A 14,077-nucleotide genomic window follows, 5' to 3' on the forward strand; every position below is an offset into this window, starting at 1 on the left:
ATTTGAAGGAGGCCTGATCACCATGAATAACATCTGCGAAAATTTCCGTTATTTAGAGAATGGACGTCCTGGACGCGACCTTACTTTTAAGTTTTACGCCGATGGACGGCTAATCATTATTGACAATGTAGCAGAGGAGGTGATCACTCCCAATGATTTGAAAGGTGCGAGCAAGGACTTTTATGTTCGTAGACGAATCGCTTTTATTAAGAATCAATTAAGAGCCTCGCAGCTCAAATATGCATAAATACAAAGATGAGGAGAGCCGGTTCAGGCTCTCCTTTTCTGTTGAATTTCTTTAACATGCTTAAGGAAGCTCTTTTTTTATTTCATTTGTCATTATGCCTATTTTTCAGAAAAACAATATGAATTTGAATCAAACCGCTTCCCTTTCATTGACTCTACCCCACCAATTGCGGTAGATTGGTCATATAGTTTCAAGTTTCGCAAAGGAGAGTTCTATATGAAGCAACAAATCATGTTTGACCTCGACGATACGTTAATCCACTGTAACAAATATTTTTATTTGGTTATCGACCAATATATTGATTCGATGACTACCTGGTTCGGAAGCTCTCCTCTGGTCAGCGTACAGGCCATTCGGGACAAGCAAATGGAGATTGATATTGCAGGAGTGGCCGTATTCGGCTTTAAGAGTGAACATTTCCCACAATCTTTCGTAGATACCTACATCCACTTTTCCCATCTAACGGGCCGCAAACGCTCCATGAATGAAGAAAACTTCTTGTGGAAGCTCGGAATGAGCGTTTACGAACATGACGCAGAACCTTATCCTAATATGGAACAAACGTTATTTTCGCTTGCCGAAGCAGGACATGAACTTCATCTGTACACAGGTGGAGAATTGCCTATTCAGCGCCGAAAAATTGAAAAAATGAATTTGGAGCGTTATTTTGATTCCCGCATTTACATTCGCAGATTGAAGAACAGCGATGCTTTGGAGAGCATTTTATCGACAGGCCTCTTTGACAGAAGCAGTACATGGATGGTTGGCAACTCCATACGTACAGATGTCGTGCCAGCCCTGACTGCTGGTATTCATGCCATTCACATGCGAGCGGTATCCGAATGGGAATTTAACGTCATCCAGATTGAAGTCGAGCCAAAGGGCGCCTTTTTGACGCTGGACCATTTAAAGGATGTGCCTGACGCGATCCATGACTACGTGAACCGATAAGCTCAGTCAAAAATAAATAGACCCGGATCTGCCTCGCAGTAAGCGAGATCGATTCGGGTCTATTTTTATTATTAATTGACCGTAACCAAGCGAACATGCTACTGCTCGATCGCCAGCTCCCCAGTGTCGATATTACGAATAACGATTTTTCCTTCTCCCGGTGTTCCATCCGCTAGTTCAAGCTTCAGCTTCGCAGTTTTGCCTTTCTCCACTAATGCCCGAACCTGAGAATCCGTTAAGCTTCTTCCGAAGCTTTCCTTCCAAATAACAAATTTGCACCCTTCTTTGTAATGGGAGCAGCCATAGCCTTTACGTCCCATAAAGATCGATCCGCCGCAGCCTGCACGAGGACAAGCCGCAATGACAACAGGCCTTCCTCCAGCTGCTTGGGGAACCTTCTCTGCGCTCTTCTGTTGAGTCCCGCTGGCTTTCGCTTTCGTTACTCGTGACCGCGGAGCAGCTGCGGATTTCCCTGCTCCCCCTCTGCCTGAGGCAGGAGCTTCGCTTTCGAACGAAGTTTTTGCAGCACGGGACTGGACACGAACCTTGTCGACAATCATCGTAGCGAATTTTTTGACATTTTCCATAAATTGTCCATCCGAGGCCGTTCCTCTTGAAATTTCGTTCAAGCGCCTCTCCCACAGCCCGGTCATCTCTGGAGAAGTTAGCAGGTCAATTCCGGCACCACGTATGAGCTCGATAGCAGTTCTGCCCTTTTGCGTTACCTGAATTTTCTTCCCCTGCATCTCCACATAACCTACGTTTTTCAACCGCTCAATCGTTGCGGCTCTCGTAGCCGGCGTACCAAGGCCAGAATCCTTCATCGCATCGCGGACATCCTCATCCTCGATTTGCTTGCCGGCGCTTTCCATTGCTTTGAGAAGCGTGCCCTCCGTATAATGCTTAGGCGGCTGCGTGTCTTTCTCCTTTACGATGGCATCGGAACACACGACGCCTTCATCAGTTGAAATCGAGAAGGGTTCATTCACCTCAATCTCTTCTTCCTCAGCATCTTCCTTGTCTTTTCCTTTGGCTGTCGGCTTAGCCTTTTCCTTCTTTTGATCGGCATAAATCACCTTCCAGCCTAAGCTGAGCAGCTCCTTAACCGTCGTTTTGAAATGTTCATTCTCCACTTCGGTTATAACGGTATGCACCTTATATTCTGCGGCTGGATAAAATTGCGACAGAAACCGTCTGACGACAAGATCGTAAAGCTTTTGCTCATCGGGACTAAGATTGTTTGCCTTGCGATTCGTAGGCAGGATTGCATGATGGTCCTCAACCTTCGTCGGATTACAAATAAATTTATTTCCTTTGTGCACCAGACTGCGATTAGCTCCTTTTACGAGCTCATCATAGCTTGTCCCCTGCAGCGCATTCAGCGTTTTGTGCATTTCCGGTATATTTTGCTCTGTCACATAGTTGGAATTCGTTCTTGGATAAGAGATCACCTTATGTTTCTCGTACAGCGCTTGGGCGGTATCGAGCGTTTTTTTCGCTGAAAAACCATATTTGCCGTTCGCTTCTCGCTGGAGCAGAGTAAGGTCATACAACTTGAAAGGATACTCCTTCGTATCCTTCACCTCATAGGAAGCAATGCGGGCTTGCTTGCCTTTTACTTTGGCTGCCAAAGCTTCAACCTTAGCTTGGTCGGTCATTCTCTCGCCCTGCCACATCGCTTTATACGTCAGCTCGTTTTGCGTAAAGTGTCCTTCCAGTTCAAAAAACTTTAGCGACGAGAAAGCTTCAATTAGCTTCTGGCGATCATAGATCAACGCAAGCACAGGCGTTTGAACTCTTCCTACGGACAACAGCACGTTATGTTTCGTCGTAAAGGCGCGGGAACCGTTCATACCAATAAGCCAATCCGCTTCGCTCCTAGCCGTTGCCGCACGCGTCAGATTCTCATACTCGGCGCCTTCCTTCAACTCATCGAAGCCTTTGCGGATCGTCTCGGGCGTAAGATCCGAGATCCACAGCCGCTTGACCGGCTGGTTCAGCTTTAAGTGGCGCTGAATCAGCGAGAAAATATATTGCCCTTCCCGCCCCGCATCGCAGGAGTTGACGAGCAAATTGCTTCGCTTGGCCAGATCCCCAATAACCTTAAGCTGATCGATCGTTTTTTTGTTCGGAACCAGCTTAAACTGCGCCGGAATGATCGGAAGATCGTTAATATTCCATTTTTTATAGCGGTCATCATAAGCATCCGGTTCCGCGAGCCCGATGAGATGCCCAATCGCCCATGTAATAATATAGTGTTCGCCTTCTATGTAGGAACGGTGATTTTTTGCTTTGGGATCGATTGCGGCGGCTATATTTCTTCCCATATCGGGTTTTTCCGCAATGATTAGTGTCTTCAAAAGATAATCGCTCCTTCTATAAGCATTTCGCAAGCTTGCCGGCTGATGCAGGCCATAACCAGTATTCATCCGCTTCGCAAGGTGTGGCCTCTAAACATTTTACAGACTTCTCGATCAAAAGGGAATCCTTTTAACCGTTTCAGGAGTAGAAATCAGCCAAAAAAATAACCCAATAGGACGTTTGTCCCAATTGGGTTATTTGGTATAAGAACTATTCAATGCATAATGGCTATAGCATTTCTGTCATTCATTATAAGCAGTCAAGCAGAGTCTAAAGTTGTTATTTCCCAGTGGTTGGGGCTTCAATAGAAGCGATTATCGATGCAAAAATAGACCTGACACCATCCGACCATTTCGGGTCTTCCGCATATTTTCGATTAATCCAGGTAAACGGATCCATTTCGGAAGGACGTTCCTTGCTTAAGTTGAATACCGTTCTCGCGGCTATCTCCGCCGATTGCTCGATCGTTGTATTAAACTCCTGCCAGCTGTGGAAAACGTTAAATGGATTGTTCGCTATTTCCTTATGCTGCTTGTTTGTCTTTGGTACAAACCCCTGCTCTTGCCCAGTTATCGCAAATAAAAGTGCAGGATGAATATCGAAGGTATGCGCGGCTCCAACAATAGCATCAAAGTATGGCTGCTCTGCCAAAATGGACGATCTCTTTTGTAGAAAGGCGATCAGTTTTGCTTGATTAATCTCATGGTATCGCAGCTCCACAGGCAACCCGCTTGTTATGACAGGTAATGGTAGAACAGGTTCTGTTACCACCGTTGGCTGCAGCTTATAGAGGGAAGGCTTGCTCAATGACCAGCCATATAATAATGAAGCGCTAATTAAACAAGCACATAAAACCGCATAAATAAAGGTTTTGGTCTGAACGCTTCGAGCGAATGGTTTGTGCCACCTTGAAAGGGGCATGACGATTACATCTCCGACCAATCGATTTGCGAACTCTTCGCCAAATTCAGCGCCTTCTGCCATTAGCATGCTCTTCAACTTCGCAAGAAGGCCTCCCTCAGCCTCTTCACCAGTAACAGCCCCCAACTCCCCCTTCACCGGCAGCTTGTCCATTAAACGGAGCATGAGAGGCTTCTCGCAACGCACATGCAGCTGCTGCTCTAACCAATCATGGAGGGAATCATATACATTCGCACTTTTTTGATCAATCGATAGACAAGCGTGCAATATATCCTCGGCTCTAACAGGCCCTTGACGATCTAAAACGACTGTACGAATCAAAGTCTCCGTTACTGTTATCTTTAAGTTGCTCTCAAAATTCGGCAATTGCTTATGTATGATTCGTTTCACAGCATCAGCCACGATCTCTGCACGAGCTTCCTGAGGCATGGCTGCATACTTGTGCTGGACATAGCTTCGTATGTTCCGAACGTCTGTAGGTGATAGTACATATGCTTCATCAGCTGGCATGACGAATCGCCCCTTCGCGTCATCTCAAACCGATTTTACCACAAGTCTCCTTATGATGGTGAGCTAAGTTTTCGAATATCGTCTTGAATAGCTTCCATCTTTGTCTATTCATAGCTGCTTCCTCAACAAGAAAAGCGCCCAAAGGCGCTTCTCCAAAAAAACGATTTATTTAACGTTGCGTTAATTGCTCTTGTTTAGCCATTAAGGCAGCATCGATGATCCCATCAAATATTTATCCACTTCGCGAGCAGCCTCACGGCCCTCGTTGATTGCCCATACAACCAAGCTTTGGCCACGACGCATGTCGCCTGCCGCAAACACTTTATCCACATTGGTTGTGTATTTGCCATAAGCAGCTTTTACATTCGTACGACGGTCTTGTGCTAGGCCAAGCTGTTCGATCAACGTCGTTTCCGGTCCTTCAAAGCCTACTGCGATGAAAACAAGATCCGCAGGCCAAACTTTTTCCGTTCCAGGAATTTCGCTATATATTTTACGGCCAGTCTCGTCAACTGTACGCATAATTTGTACCGTATGAAGCTCTTTAAGGTTGCCGTTGCCGTCGCCTACGAATTTCTTCGTCAACACGGAGAAGGCACGCGGATCTTCGCCAAATAAAGCTTTCGCTTCCTCATGCGCATAATCGAGCGTGTACACGTTCGGAAATTGCGGCCAAGGGTTGTTCAGGCTGTCGCGCTCAAGCGGCGCTTTTGCATGTGTACCGAATTGAGTAACCGATTTACAGCCGTGGCGAAGCGCCGTTGCCACGCAGTCGGAACCAGTGTCGCCGCCGCCAATAACGATAACATCCTTATCTTTAGCCGAAATATAGTTACCGTCCTCAAGGTTGGAGTCCAAGTAGCTCTTGATTGTACCATTCAAATAATCCATAGCCATGTGAACGCCATTCAGGTCACGGCCTTCGATTTCAACGTTACGTGCTCTAGTAGAACCGCCGCAAAGCACGACTGCGTCGAATTTCTCGACAAGCTCATTTGCTGTAACGTCTTTGCCGATTTCTGTATTCGTTACAAATTCCACACCTTCTGCTTCCATCAAATCTACACGACGCTGAACGACATGTTTCTCCAATTTCATCGTAGGAATACCATAAGTGAGCAAACCGCCAATGCGGTCAGCACGCTCATATACCGTTACGGTATGGCCAGCTTTGTTAAGCTGGGCAGCTGTTGCCATTCCGGCAGGGCCTGAACCAACTACAGCAATGCGTTTGCCTGTGCGGACCTTCGGAGGTTGCGGAACAACCCATCCCTCGTCAAAGCCGCGATCGATAATGGCTTGTTCGATTGTTTTGATCGTAACTGCATCACCAATCAAACCAACTGTACAAGAACCCTCGCACGGCGCTGGACAAACCCGGCCCGTGAACTCTGGGAAATTATTTGTTTTGTGCAAACGGTCAAGCGCCTCGCGCCACAGACCGCGGTAAATCAGGTTATTCCACTCTGGAATCAGATTGTTTACCGGACAGCCGGAAACAGATCCTGCAAGTTCGATACCGGTATGGCAATATGGCGTGCCGCAATCCATGCAGCGCGAACCTTGCGTCTTTAATTGCTCATCCGAAAAATGCTTATGAAACTCTTGCCAGTCTTTAATGCGCTCCAGCGGGTCGCGATCGGCCGGCAATTCACGTTGATATTCCATAAATCCAGTAGGTGTAGACATGATCGCTTTTCCTCCATCCATATTTCCCGTTAACCTTGTTACGATTCTCTTCAAACTATATCGGGAATCCATCTAATATTCAATAACAAACTTTCTCAAAAACGAATATTTTGTCTAAAGCACTCGTTTACTATTTTACAACATCCTAGCATTCAAGTCCTTATGACGTTAATGGATTATCCGCACAATCATTTGCACTTTCTGACATATCGTTCGTCAAATGTTCGGAAATAGCCTAAAAAGCTAGGAAGATCGTCGGTTGAACGTTTGAAACGTGAAGGCATAACTATTTTTTTCGTCGCTTTCTCTTGGGTCGCGAGCCGCTAGCTCCCACTCCGAATCGGAGAACTCAGGAAAAAACGCGTCGCCTCCTTCGATTTCCACATCAACCTCAGTAAGGTAGATTTTATTGGCAAATGGCAGGAATTGCGCATAGATATCCTCGCCACCAATCACGATCAGTTCTTCCCCATTGGACAGCGCAAGCGCATCATCTATTGAATGTAAAATCTCACAGCCCTCAGGTTGGTAATTCGATTGGCGGGTCAGTACGACATTTCGACGATCCTTGAGCGGCTTAGGAAGCGATTCGAACGTTTTGCGCCCCATCAAAACCGTTTTTCCTAATGTGGTTTGCTTGAAGAAGGCCATCTCCGCGGGCAGGCGCCAAGGCAATTTGTTGCCGATTCCAATCGTGCGGTTGCGGTCCATGGCCGCGATTAACGTAATTGACATGACCTTTTCCACCCCTTAATGAATAATTAGCTGCATTCTCTACACGGCTACTGGTGCTTTTATGGATGGATGCGGCTCATATTGTTCAATCGTTAAATCTCCAACTTCAAAGTCGAAGATAGATTTTTTGTCTGTATTTAGTTTTAATGTTGGCAATGAACGAGGTTCTCTGCTTAACTGCAGATCGATTTGCTCCAGATGATTCGTATAAATATGCGCATCGCCAAGAGTATGGATAAATTCCCCTGCTTCAAGACCGCATTCATGAGCAATCATATGCGTTAATAAAGCATAACTCGCAATGTTAAACGGAATGCCGAGAAAAATATCGCCGCTACGCTGGTATAGCTGACAGGAGAGTTTCCCGTTCGTCACATAAAACTGAAACATCGTATGGCATGGCGGCAGCGCCATATTTCTTGGCACGTCTTCCGGATTCCAAGCGGAAACGATCAGCCTGCGGGAGTCCGGGTTGTTTTTGATCGTAGCAATGACATCCTTAAGCTGGTCAATGGTTTCGCCTTGTGTTGTTTTCCATTCCCGCCACTGCTTGCCGTAAACATTGCCTAGCTCTCCGAATTCCGCAGCAAATGAATCATCTGATAGGATCTGCTGCTTAAACAGCTCCATTTGCTCCTCATACTCAATGGCAAACTGGGAATCCGTTTGTGAGCGAAGCCCGAAATTGGTCATGTCAGGGCCTGTATAGGCCTTGCTTTCGATCCATTTCTTGAATGCCCATTCATTCCAAATATTATTGTTGTGCTGAAGCAGATAACGAATATTGGTATCGCCTTGAATGAACCAGATCAGCTCACTCGCAATTAGCTTGAAGGGCACTCTTTTGGTCGTTAGCAGGGGAAAACCTTCGCTCAAATCAAACCTCATTTGATAACCGAAGGTAGAGATTGTCCCGGTACCCGTGCGATCCTCTTTTTTGGTTCCATGTTCAAGAACATATTTTAACAACTGCAAGTAGGTTTGTTCGCTATTGCTCATTTGAATTTCACTCCTTATCATGAAACAAACGTCGGAAAAATAACACCAATTATACCATCATCCGCGTTTCCTGTCCTCTTTTCGTTTCTTGCGGAGTGCGTACCGTTCTGGAGCCGAATCGTGTAGGCGCTTCTCTTCTTCTGTCAATGGAACAACTGCTGGTACGATAGCGGGTTTGCCGCTGCCATCCAAAGCAACAAAGGTGAAAAAGGCGGTTACAGTCGTTTTACGCAAGCCGCTAAAAAGATTTTCGGAGTGAACCGATACATAAACCTCCATGGAGCTCCGATTTGTCCATGTAACGAAAGCTTCAACCTCGATGACTTCTCCTACCTGGATGGGCGCCAAAAAGTCCAGGCTGTCCGTCGAAGCAGTCACAGCCTGCATTCTAGCATGTCTCATAGCAGCGATAGCCGCAACCTTATCCATATACTCCATCAGCTTGCCGCCAAACATCGTATCATTGTGATTGGTATCCAACGGAAATATCAGCTGTGTCATGATCGTTCTAGACTCGCTTGTCGGTTTGGACGTTTGCTCCATCGTCATTTTCGCCCCTTTAACTCTAGTTTGCGTTAAACCCGCTTTAGAAGCGCAAAGAGGCCCCGTCGGCTGGAAAGCCGCGTGACCTCTACTATCGCTAATGAACAGTCATTAGTACGAATTATTTAATGAAAGTGTGGATAGGGTGACCAAGTGCAACCTCAGCTGCATCAAGAACGATCTCTCCCAGTGTAGGGTGAGCATGGATTGTAAGCGCGATATCTTCAAGCGTAGCGCCCATTTCGATACCAAGAGCAAGCTCGGCAATCATATTGGATGCTTCGATGCCGATAATTTGAGCGCCTAGCACAAGACCGCTGTCTGCATCCGATACGAGCTTAACAAATCCTTCGTTAGCGTTAAGCGACATTGCACGACCATTGATAGCAAACGGGAATTTACCCACTTTGACGTTATGACCTTTGTCTTTTGCTTCTTTCTCGCTAAGACCAACGCTTGCGCATTCTGGATCAGAGAAACATACCGCTGGTACGCATTTGTAATCAATAACGCTTGCTTGACCTGAGATCGCCTCAGCAGCAACGCGGCCTTCATACATTGCTTTGTGCGCTAGTGCTGGTCCAGCAATGATGTCGCCAATGGCATAAATATGCGGGATGTTCGTACGGCATTGCTCATCAACTTCAACGAGTCCACGGTCAGACAGCTTTACGTTGATGAGGTCAAGACCAAGCTCGCCATCGGTATTTGGACGACGTCCAACCGTTACAAGCAAGTAATCTGCCGTTACTTTTTCTTCTTTGTCGCCAACAGTGTAAGTCACCGTAACGTCTTTATCCGTTTGCTCAGCACCTTTAGCTTGTGCACCGGTGATGATATCAACGTTCGTGCTTTTCAGTTTTTTCGCAACGATGGAAGACATATCTTTATCGAAGCCAGGAAGAATTGCATCAGAGCCTTCGATTACCGTTACCTTAGTACCGAATTTGGAATACATTTGACCAAGCTCAATACCGATATAACCGCCGCCGATAACGACAAGGCTTTTCGGAATTTCCGGCAAGGACAAAGCGCCAGTAGAAGATACGATACGGCCGCCATAAGGGAATGCTTTCAATTCAATTGGACGCGAGCCTGTAGCGATAATGCAGTTCTTGAAACGGTAGCGCGGCGCTTCTTGATCGTTGAATACGCGTGCTTCGTTTTCGTTGATGAACATTACTTCGCCTTGGAAATATTGGACTTTGTTAGCTTTCAATAGAGAAGCAACGCCGCCTGTCAATTTTTTGACGATACCGGCTTTGAACTCTTGCACTTTAGTGAAATCAACCTTCGCTTCGCCAACTTCGATACCGAAAGCTGACGCGTGGCTGATGGATTCGTATTGATGTGAAGCTGAGATTAGAGCTTTCGATGGAATACAGCCTACGTTCAAACATACGCCGCCTACGTATTCTTTATCCACGATGAGTACGTTTTGACCAAGCTGAGCAGCACGGATCGCTGCGACGTAACCGCCAGGACCCGCACCAATGACTAGAGTATCAATATCTAGGGAAGCATCACCTACAACCATGTCTTATACCTCCATTATGAACAATTCCGGTTGGCCCAGAAGTGTTTTGATGTAATTCATAAAGTTTTGTGCCGTTGCGCCATCGATGAGACGGTGGTCAAAGCTGAGTGAAAGTGCCATTACTGGAGCAGCTACGATTTCGCCGTTGCGAACGATTGCTTTCTCTGTAATTCTGCCTGTACCCAAGATAGCAACCTCAGGGAAGTTGATTACTGGTGTGAAGAACATACCGCCAGCCGAACCGATGTTCGAGATGGAAATCGTGCTTCCTTTCAGCTCGTTAGCAGCTAGCTTGCCATCACGGCCGCGAGCAGCTAGATCACGGATGGAATCCGCAATTTTGAATAGGTTTTTACGGTCTGCATCTTCGATAACCGGAACGATTAGGCCGTTATCTGTGTCTGTTGCAATACCGATGTTGTAATATTTGCGAAGCACGATTTCTTGGTTAGCCTCATCAAGCGTAGCGTTCAGGATAGGGAACTCGCGGCAAGCAGCCACAAGAGCTTTCACGATAAACGGCAAGTAAGTCAGCTTGGAGCCTTTTTTCTCGGCATAAGGCTTATATTTTGCACGGAGTGCAACAAGCTCAGTTACATCAACCTCATCCATAATCGTAACGTGAGGCGCTGTGTATACCGATTTGGACATTGCATTTGCAATGATTTTGCGAATGCCTTTGAAAGGAACGCGTTCTTCTGGACGGTAAGCTGTTCCGGCTGCTGTATGCGCAGGCTTCGCATCGCCAGCGCCTTTCGCTGCAACTTCTGCGTTGCTCGCTTGCTCAACAGCAGGTGCTGCGGCATCAGTAGCAACTGCTGTTGGCGCGCCGCCAAAACCATTCACGTCATCACGAGTAATACGTCCGTTCTTGCCAGTACCGCCAACTTGAGTCAGGTCTACACCCTTCTCACGGGCAAATTTGCGAACGCTAGGCGTTGCAAGCACAAGCCCGCCAGTTGCTTTTGGCGCTGTAGGAGCAGTTGCCGGAGCTTCCGCTTTCGGTGCTTCTGCTACTGGAGCCGCTTCTGCTTTTGGTACTTCCGCTTTTGGCGCTTCTGCAGCTGGTGCCGCTTGCTCAGGAAGCTCGCCTTCCGCATCAATGATAGCCACAATCTCGCCTACATGGCACACTTGGCCGTCTTTAACGAGCACTTCCAATACTTTGCCGTTAACCGGACAAGGTACTTCAACGATCGCTTTATCGTTTTGGACTTCCATAATAATATCATCATCTGTAACCGTATCGCCGACTTTGATGTTCACTTTCACGATTTCGCCTTCGTGCAAGCCTTCGCCGAGCTCTGGGAAACGATATTCGAATTTTGCCACCGCTAGTAACCTCCTTTAAAAGTTCAATACTTTTTGAACCGCCGCAGAAACGCGAGCTACCGAAGGAAGCCACGCATCCTCAACAAGCGCAAACGGATAAACCGTGTCCGGTCCAGCTACGCGCAGTACTGGAGCTTCCAAATGAAGAATCGCATGTTCGTTGATTTGAGCAATGATTTCTGCTGCAGCGCCAGACGTTTTTTGCGCTTCTTGTACAACAATGGCACGGTTCGTCTTTTGAATCGATGCAACGATTGTTTCAATATCAAGCGGTACGAGCGTGCGAAGATCGATAACCTCTACGCTCACGCCTGTTTTTTCAAGCTCTTCAGCGGCTTTAACCGATGTATGAACCATCATGCCGTAAGTAAGGATCGTTACATCCGTACCTTCGCGGACCACATTTGCTTTACCAATTTCAACGGTATATTCGCCTTCAGGCACATCTGCTTTAAATGCACGGTAAAGGTTGAGATGCTCCATGAAGAAGACTGGGTCATTATCACGGATAGCTGAAATCATCAAGCCTTTTGCATCATAAGGATTGGAAGGAATAACGACTTTGATACCTGGTGTTTGAATAGCCAGACCTTCAAGGGAATCCGTGTGCAGCTCGGCTGCTTTCACGCCGCCGCCGAAAGGCGTACGGAATACGATTGGCGAGTTATAGCGTCCGCCTGAGCGGTAACGCATGCGAGCGGCTTGGACAAACATTTGGTCAAGTGCTTCATAAATAAAGCCAACAAATTGAATCTCGGCAATGGGACGGAAGCCTTGCAATCCCATACCTACTGCCATACCTGCAAGAGCAGACTCGGCAAGAGGCGTATCAAATACGCGATCCTCGCCAAACTCTCCTTGCAAACCTTCTGTCACGCGGAATACACCGCCGACCTTACCTACGTCCTCACCGAAAATGACAACGTTTGAGTCGCGTTTAAGTTCAACGCGCATCGCATCGCGAATTGCTTCCAACATATTCATTTGAGCCATGATCGTCTGATCCTCCTCTACTATTGAAAATCGCCCTTTTGCTCTTCCAGGTGCTTCGGTGTTGTTTCGAACATGCTATCGATCAAGCCTGCAACCGTCATTTTCTCAACGGCTTCGGTTTTCTTAATTTGCTCGTTAACGGTTGCTTTTGCTTCTTCTTTGACGCGGTTTGTGTCTTCATCCGACCACAAGCCTTTTTTCTCCAAATATTTGCCGAAACGAACTAGCGGATCTTTAAGCGCCCATTCTGCTTCTTCTTCTTTTGTACGGTATTTCGTTGTGTCATCCGCCATGGAGTGCGGACGGAAACGGTAAGTCAGCATTTCGATCAGCGTTGCTCCTTCGCCATTGCGGCCGCGCTCAGCTGCCTCTTGAACGGCTTTAATTACAGCTAGCACGTCCATGCCGTCTACTTGAACACCTTTGATACCTGCTGCAACCGCTTTGTGCGCGATCGACAATGCGCCCGTTTGCTTAGCGTATGGTGTCGTAATGGCGTAGCCGTTGTTTTGTACTGCATAGATAACTGGAAGCTTGTAAGCCCCAGCAAAGTTCATGCCTTCGTAGAAATCCCCTTCGGATGAACCGCCATCGCCTGTATATGTGATAGCAACACGCTTTTCATTCTTTTTCTTAAATGCCATAGCTACGCCAGTTGCGTGCAAAATTTGCGCGCCGATAATGATTTGCGGCATAAGCACATGAACATCATCAGGGATACGTCCGCCCTCTTGGTGGCCGCGGGAATATAGGAATGCTTTATACATAGGCAGACCATGCCAAACAATCTGTGGCATATCACGGTAGCCTGGGCAAATGAAATCATCTTTGTTCAGTGCATACTCACTGCCGATCATGGATGCTTCTTGGCCGGATACCGGAGCATAGAAGCCCAGTCTTCCTTGACGTCCAAGGTTAACGGCACGCTCATCCCAAGTACGGGTAAATACCATGCGGTACATAACTTCTTTTAGTTGATCATCAGACAATTCCGGCAATAAATCCGGATTAACAACTTCCCCGTCGAGTGACAAGACAGAAAGCGGAGTAACCGGTTCCGTTTGAACTTCGTATGGCAATTTGCTCATTTTGAACGCTCACCTCAATCGAAATATTTGAAAATCCTTAACCTCTGTTATAGAATTATTATAAACCTGTTTAACGAAAATGGTCAAAGCAAAAAACAAAAAAACCGTTGTTTTTTCGCTGATTCTCATCATTATCTTAAGAAATTGTATATGCTACAGACTTTTTTTTTT

General features: G+C 46.7%; 12 protein-coding genes. 2 read left to right on the top strand and 10 right to left on the bottom strand.

The window, feature by feature from the left end; genetic code table 11:
* Positions 1-22: 22 nt before the first annotated feature.
* Positions 23-247 (top strand): hypothetical protein, encoded by a 225-nt coding sequence (locus E0496_RS09245; RefSeq protein WP_139999125.1) that lies wholly within the window; start codon positions 23-25, stop codon positions 245-247.
* Between the two features lie 216 nt (positions 248-463).
* Positions 464-1,198 carry an HAD family hydrolase gene (locus tag E0496_RS09250; RefSeq protein ID WP_141501293.1) on the top strand — a complete coding sequence of 245 codons (735 nt, stop codon included), beginning with the start codon at positions 464-466 and terminating at the stop codon, positions 1,196-1,198.
* A 98-nt stretch (positions 1,199-1,296) separates the two neighbouring features.
* Here the strand turns inward: E0496_RS09250 and E0496_RS09255 are convergent, their stop codons facing one another.
* The 10 genes from E0496_RS09255 to pdhA form a co-directional block, all read right to left on the bottom strand.
* Positions 1,297-3,558, bottom strand: a complete 2,262-nt coding sequence (locus E0496_RS09255; RefSeq protein WP_141501294.1) for a type IA DNA topoisomerase — start codon at positions 3,556-3,558, stop codon at positions 1,297-1,299.
* A 280-nt stretch (positions 3,559-3,838) separates the two neighbouring features.
* Entirely contained in the window at positions 3,839-4,990 is a 1,152-nt protein-coding gene (locus E0496_RS09260; protein ID WP_141501295.1) for a glucosaminidase domain-containing protein, read from the bottom strand.
* Between the two features lie 201 nt (positions 4,991-5,191).
* Positions 5,192-6,679: a glutamate synthase subunit beta gene (locus tag E0496_RS09265; RefSeq protein ID WP_141501296.1), complete on the bottom strand. Its 1,488-nt coding sequence runs from the start codon at positions 6,677-6,679 to the stop codon at positions 5,192-5,194.
* A 243-nt stretch (positions 6,680-6,922) separates the two neighbouring features.
* Positions 6,923-7,414 carry a dihydrofolate reductase gene (locus E0496_RS09270; protein WP_141501297.1) on the bottom strand — a complete coding sequence of 164 codons (492 nt, stop codon included), beginning with the start codon at positions 7,412-7,414 and terminating at the stop codon, positions 6,923-6,925.
* Positions 7,415-7,453: 39 nt separating this feature from the next.
* Positions 7,454-8,413 carry a thymidylate synthase gene (locus E0496_RS09275; RefSeq protein ID WP_141501298.1) on the bottom strand — a complete coding sequence of 320 codons (960 nt, stop codon included), beginning with the start codon at positions 8,411-8,413 and terminating at the stop codon, positions 7,454-7,456.
* A gap of 57 nt (positions 8,414-8,470) precedes the next feature.
* A complete protein-coding gene (locus E0496_RS09280; protein ID WP_241674658.1) occupies positions 8,471-8,914 on the bottom strand; it encodes an acyl-CoA thioesterase in 444 nt (147 codons plus the stop codon).
* Between the two features lie 163 nt (positions 8,915-9,077).
* A complete protein-coding gene (gene lpdA, locus E0496_RS09285; protein WP_139999141.1) occupies positions 9,078-10,493 on the bottom strand; it encodes a dihydrolipoyl dehydrogenase in 1,416 nt (471 codons plus the stop codon).
* A gap of 3 nt (positions 10,494-10,496) precedes the next feature.
* Entirely contained in the window at positions 10,497-11,825 is a 1,329-nt protein-coding gene (locus tag E0496_RS09290) for a dihydrolipoamide acetyltransferase family protein (protein WP_141501300.1), read from the bottom strand.
* A 15-nt stretch (positions 11,826-11,840) separates the two neighbouring features.
* Positions 11,841-12,818 carry an alpha-ketoacid dehydrogenase subunit beta gene (locus E0496_RS09295; RefSeq protein ID WP_139999144.1) on the bottom strand — a complete coding sequence of 326 codons (978 nt, stop codon included), beginning with the start codon at positions 12,816-12,818 and terminating at the stop codon, positions 11,841-11,843.
* A 20-nt stretch (positions 12,819-12,838) separates the two neighbouring features.
* Complete coding sequence (gene pdhA, locus E0496_RS09300; RefSeq protein ID WP_141501301.1) at positions 12,839-13,906, bottom strand: pyruvate dehydrogenase (acetyl-transferring) E1 component subunit alpha; 1,068 nt, start codon at positions 13,904-13,906, stop codon at positions 12,839-12,841.
* Positions 13,907-14,077 lie beyond the last annotated feature (171 nt).

This window comes from Paenibacillus luteus (assembly GCF_006542765.1).
Lineage (GTDB): Bacteria > Bacillota > Bacilli > Paenibacillales > Paenibacillaceae > Pristimantibacillus > Pristimantibacillus luteus.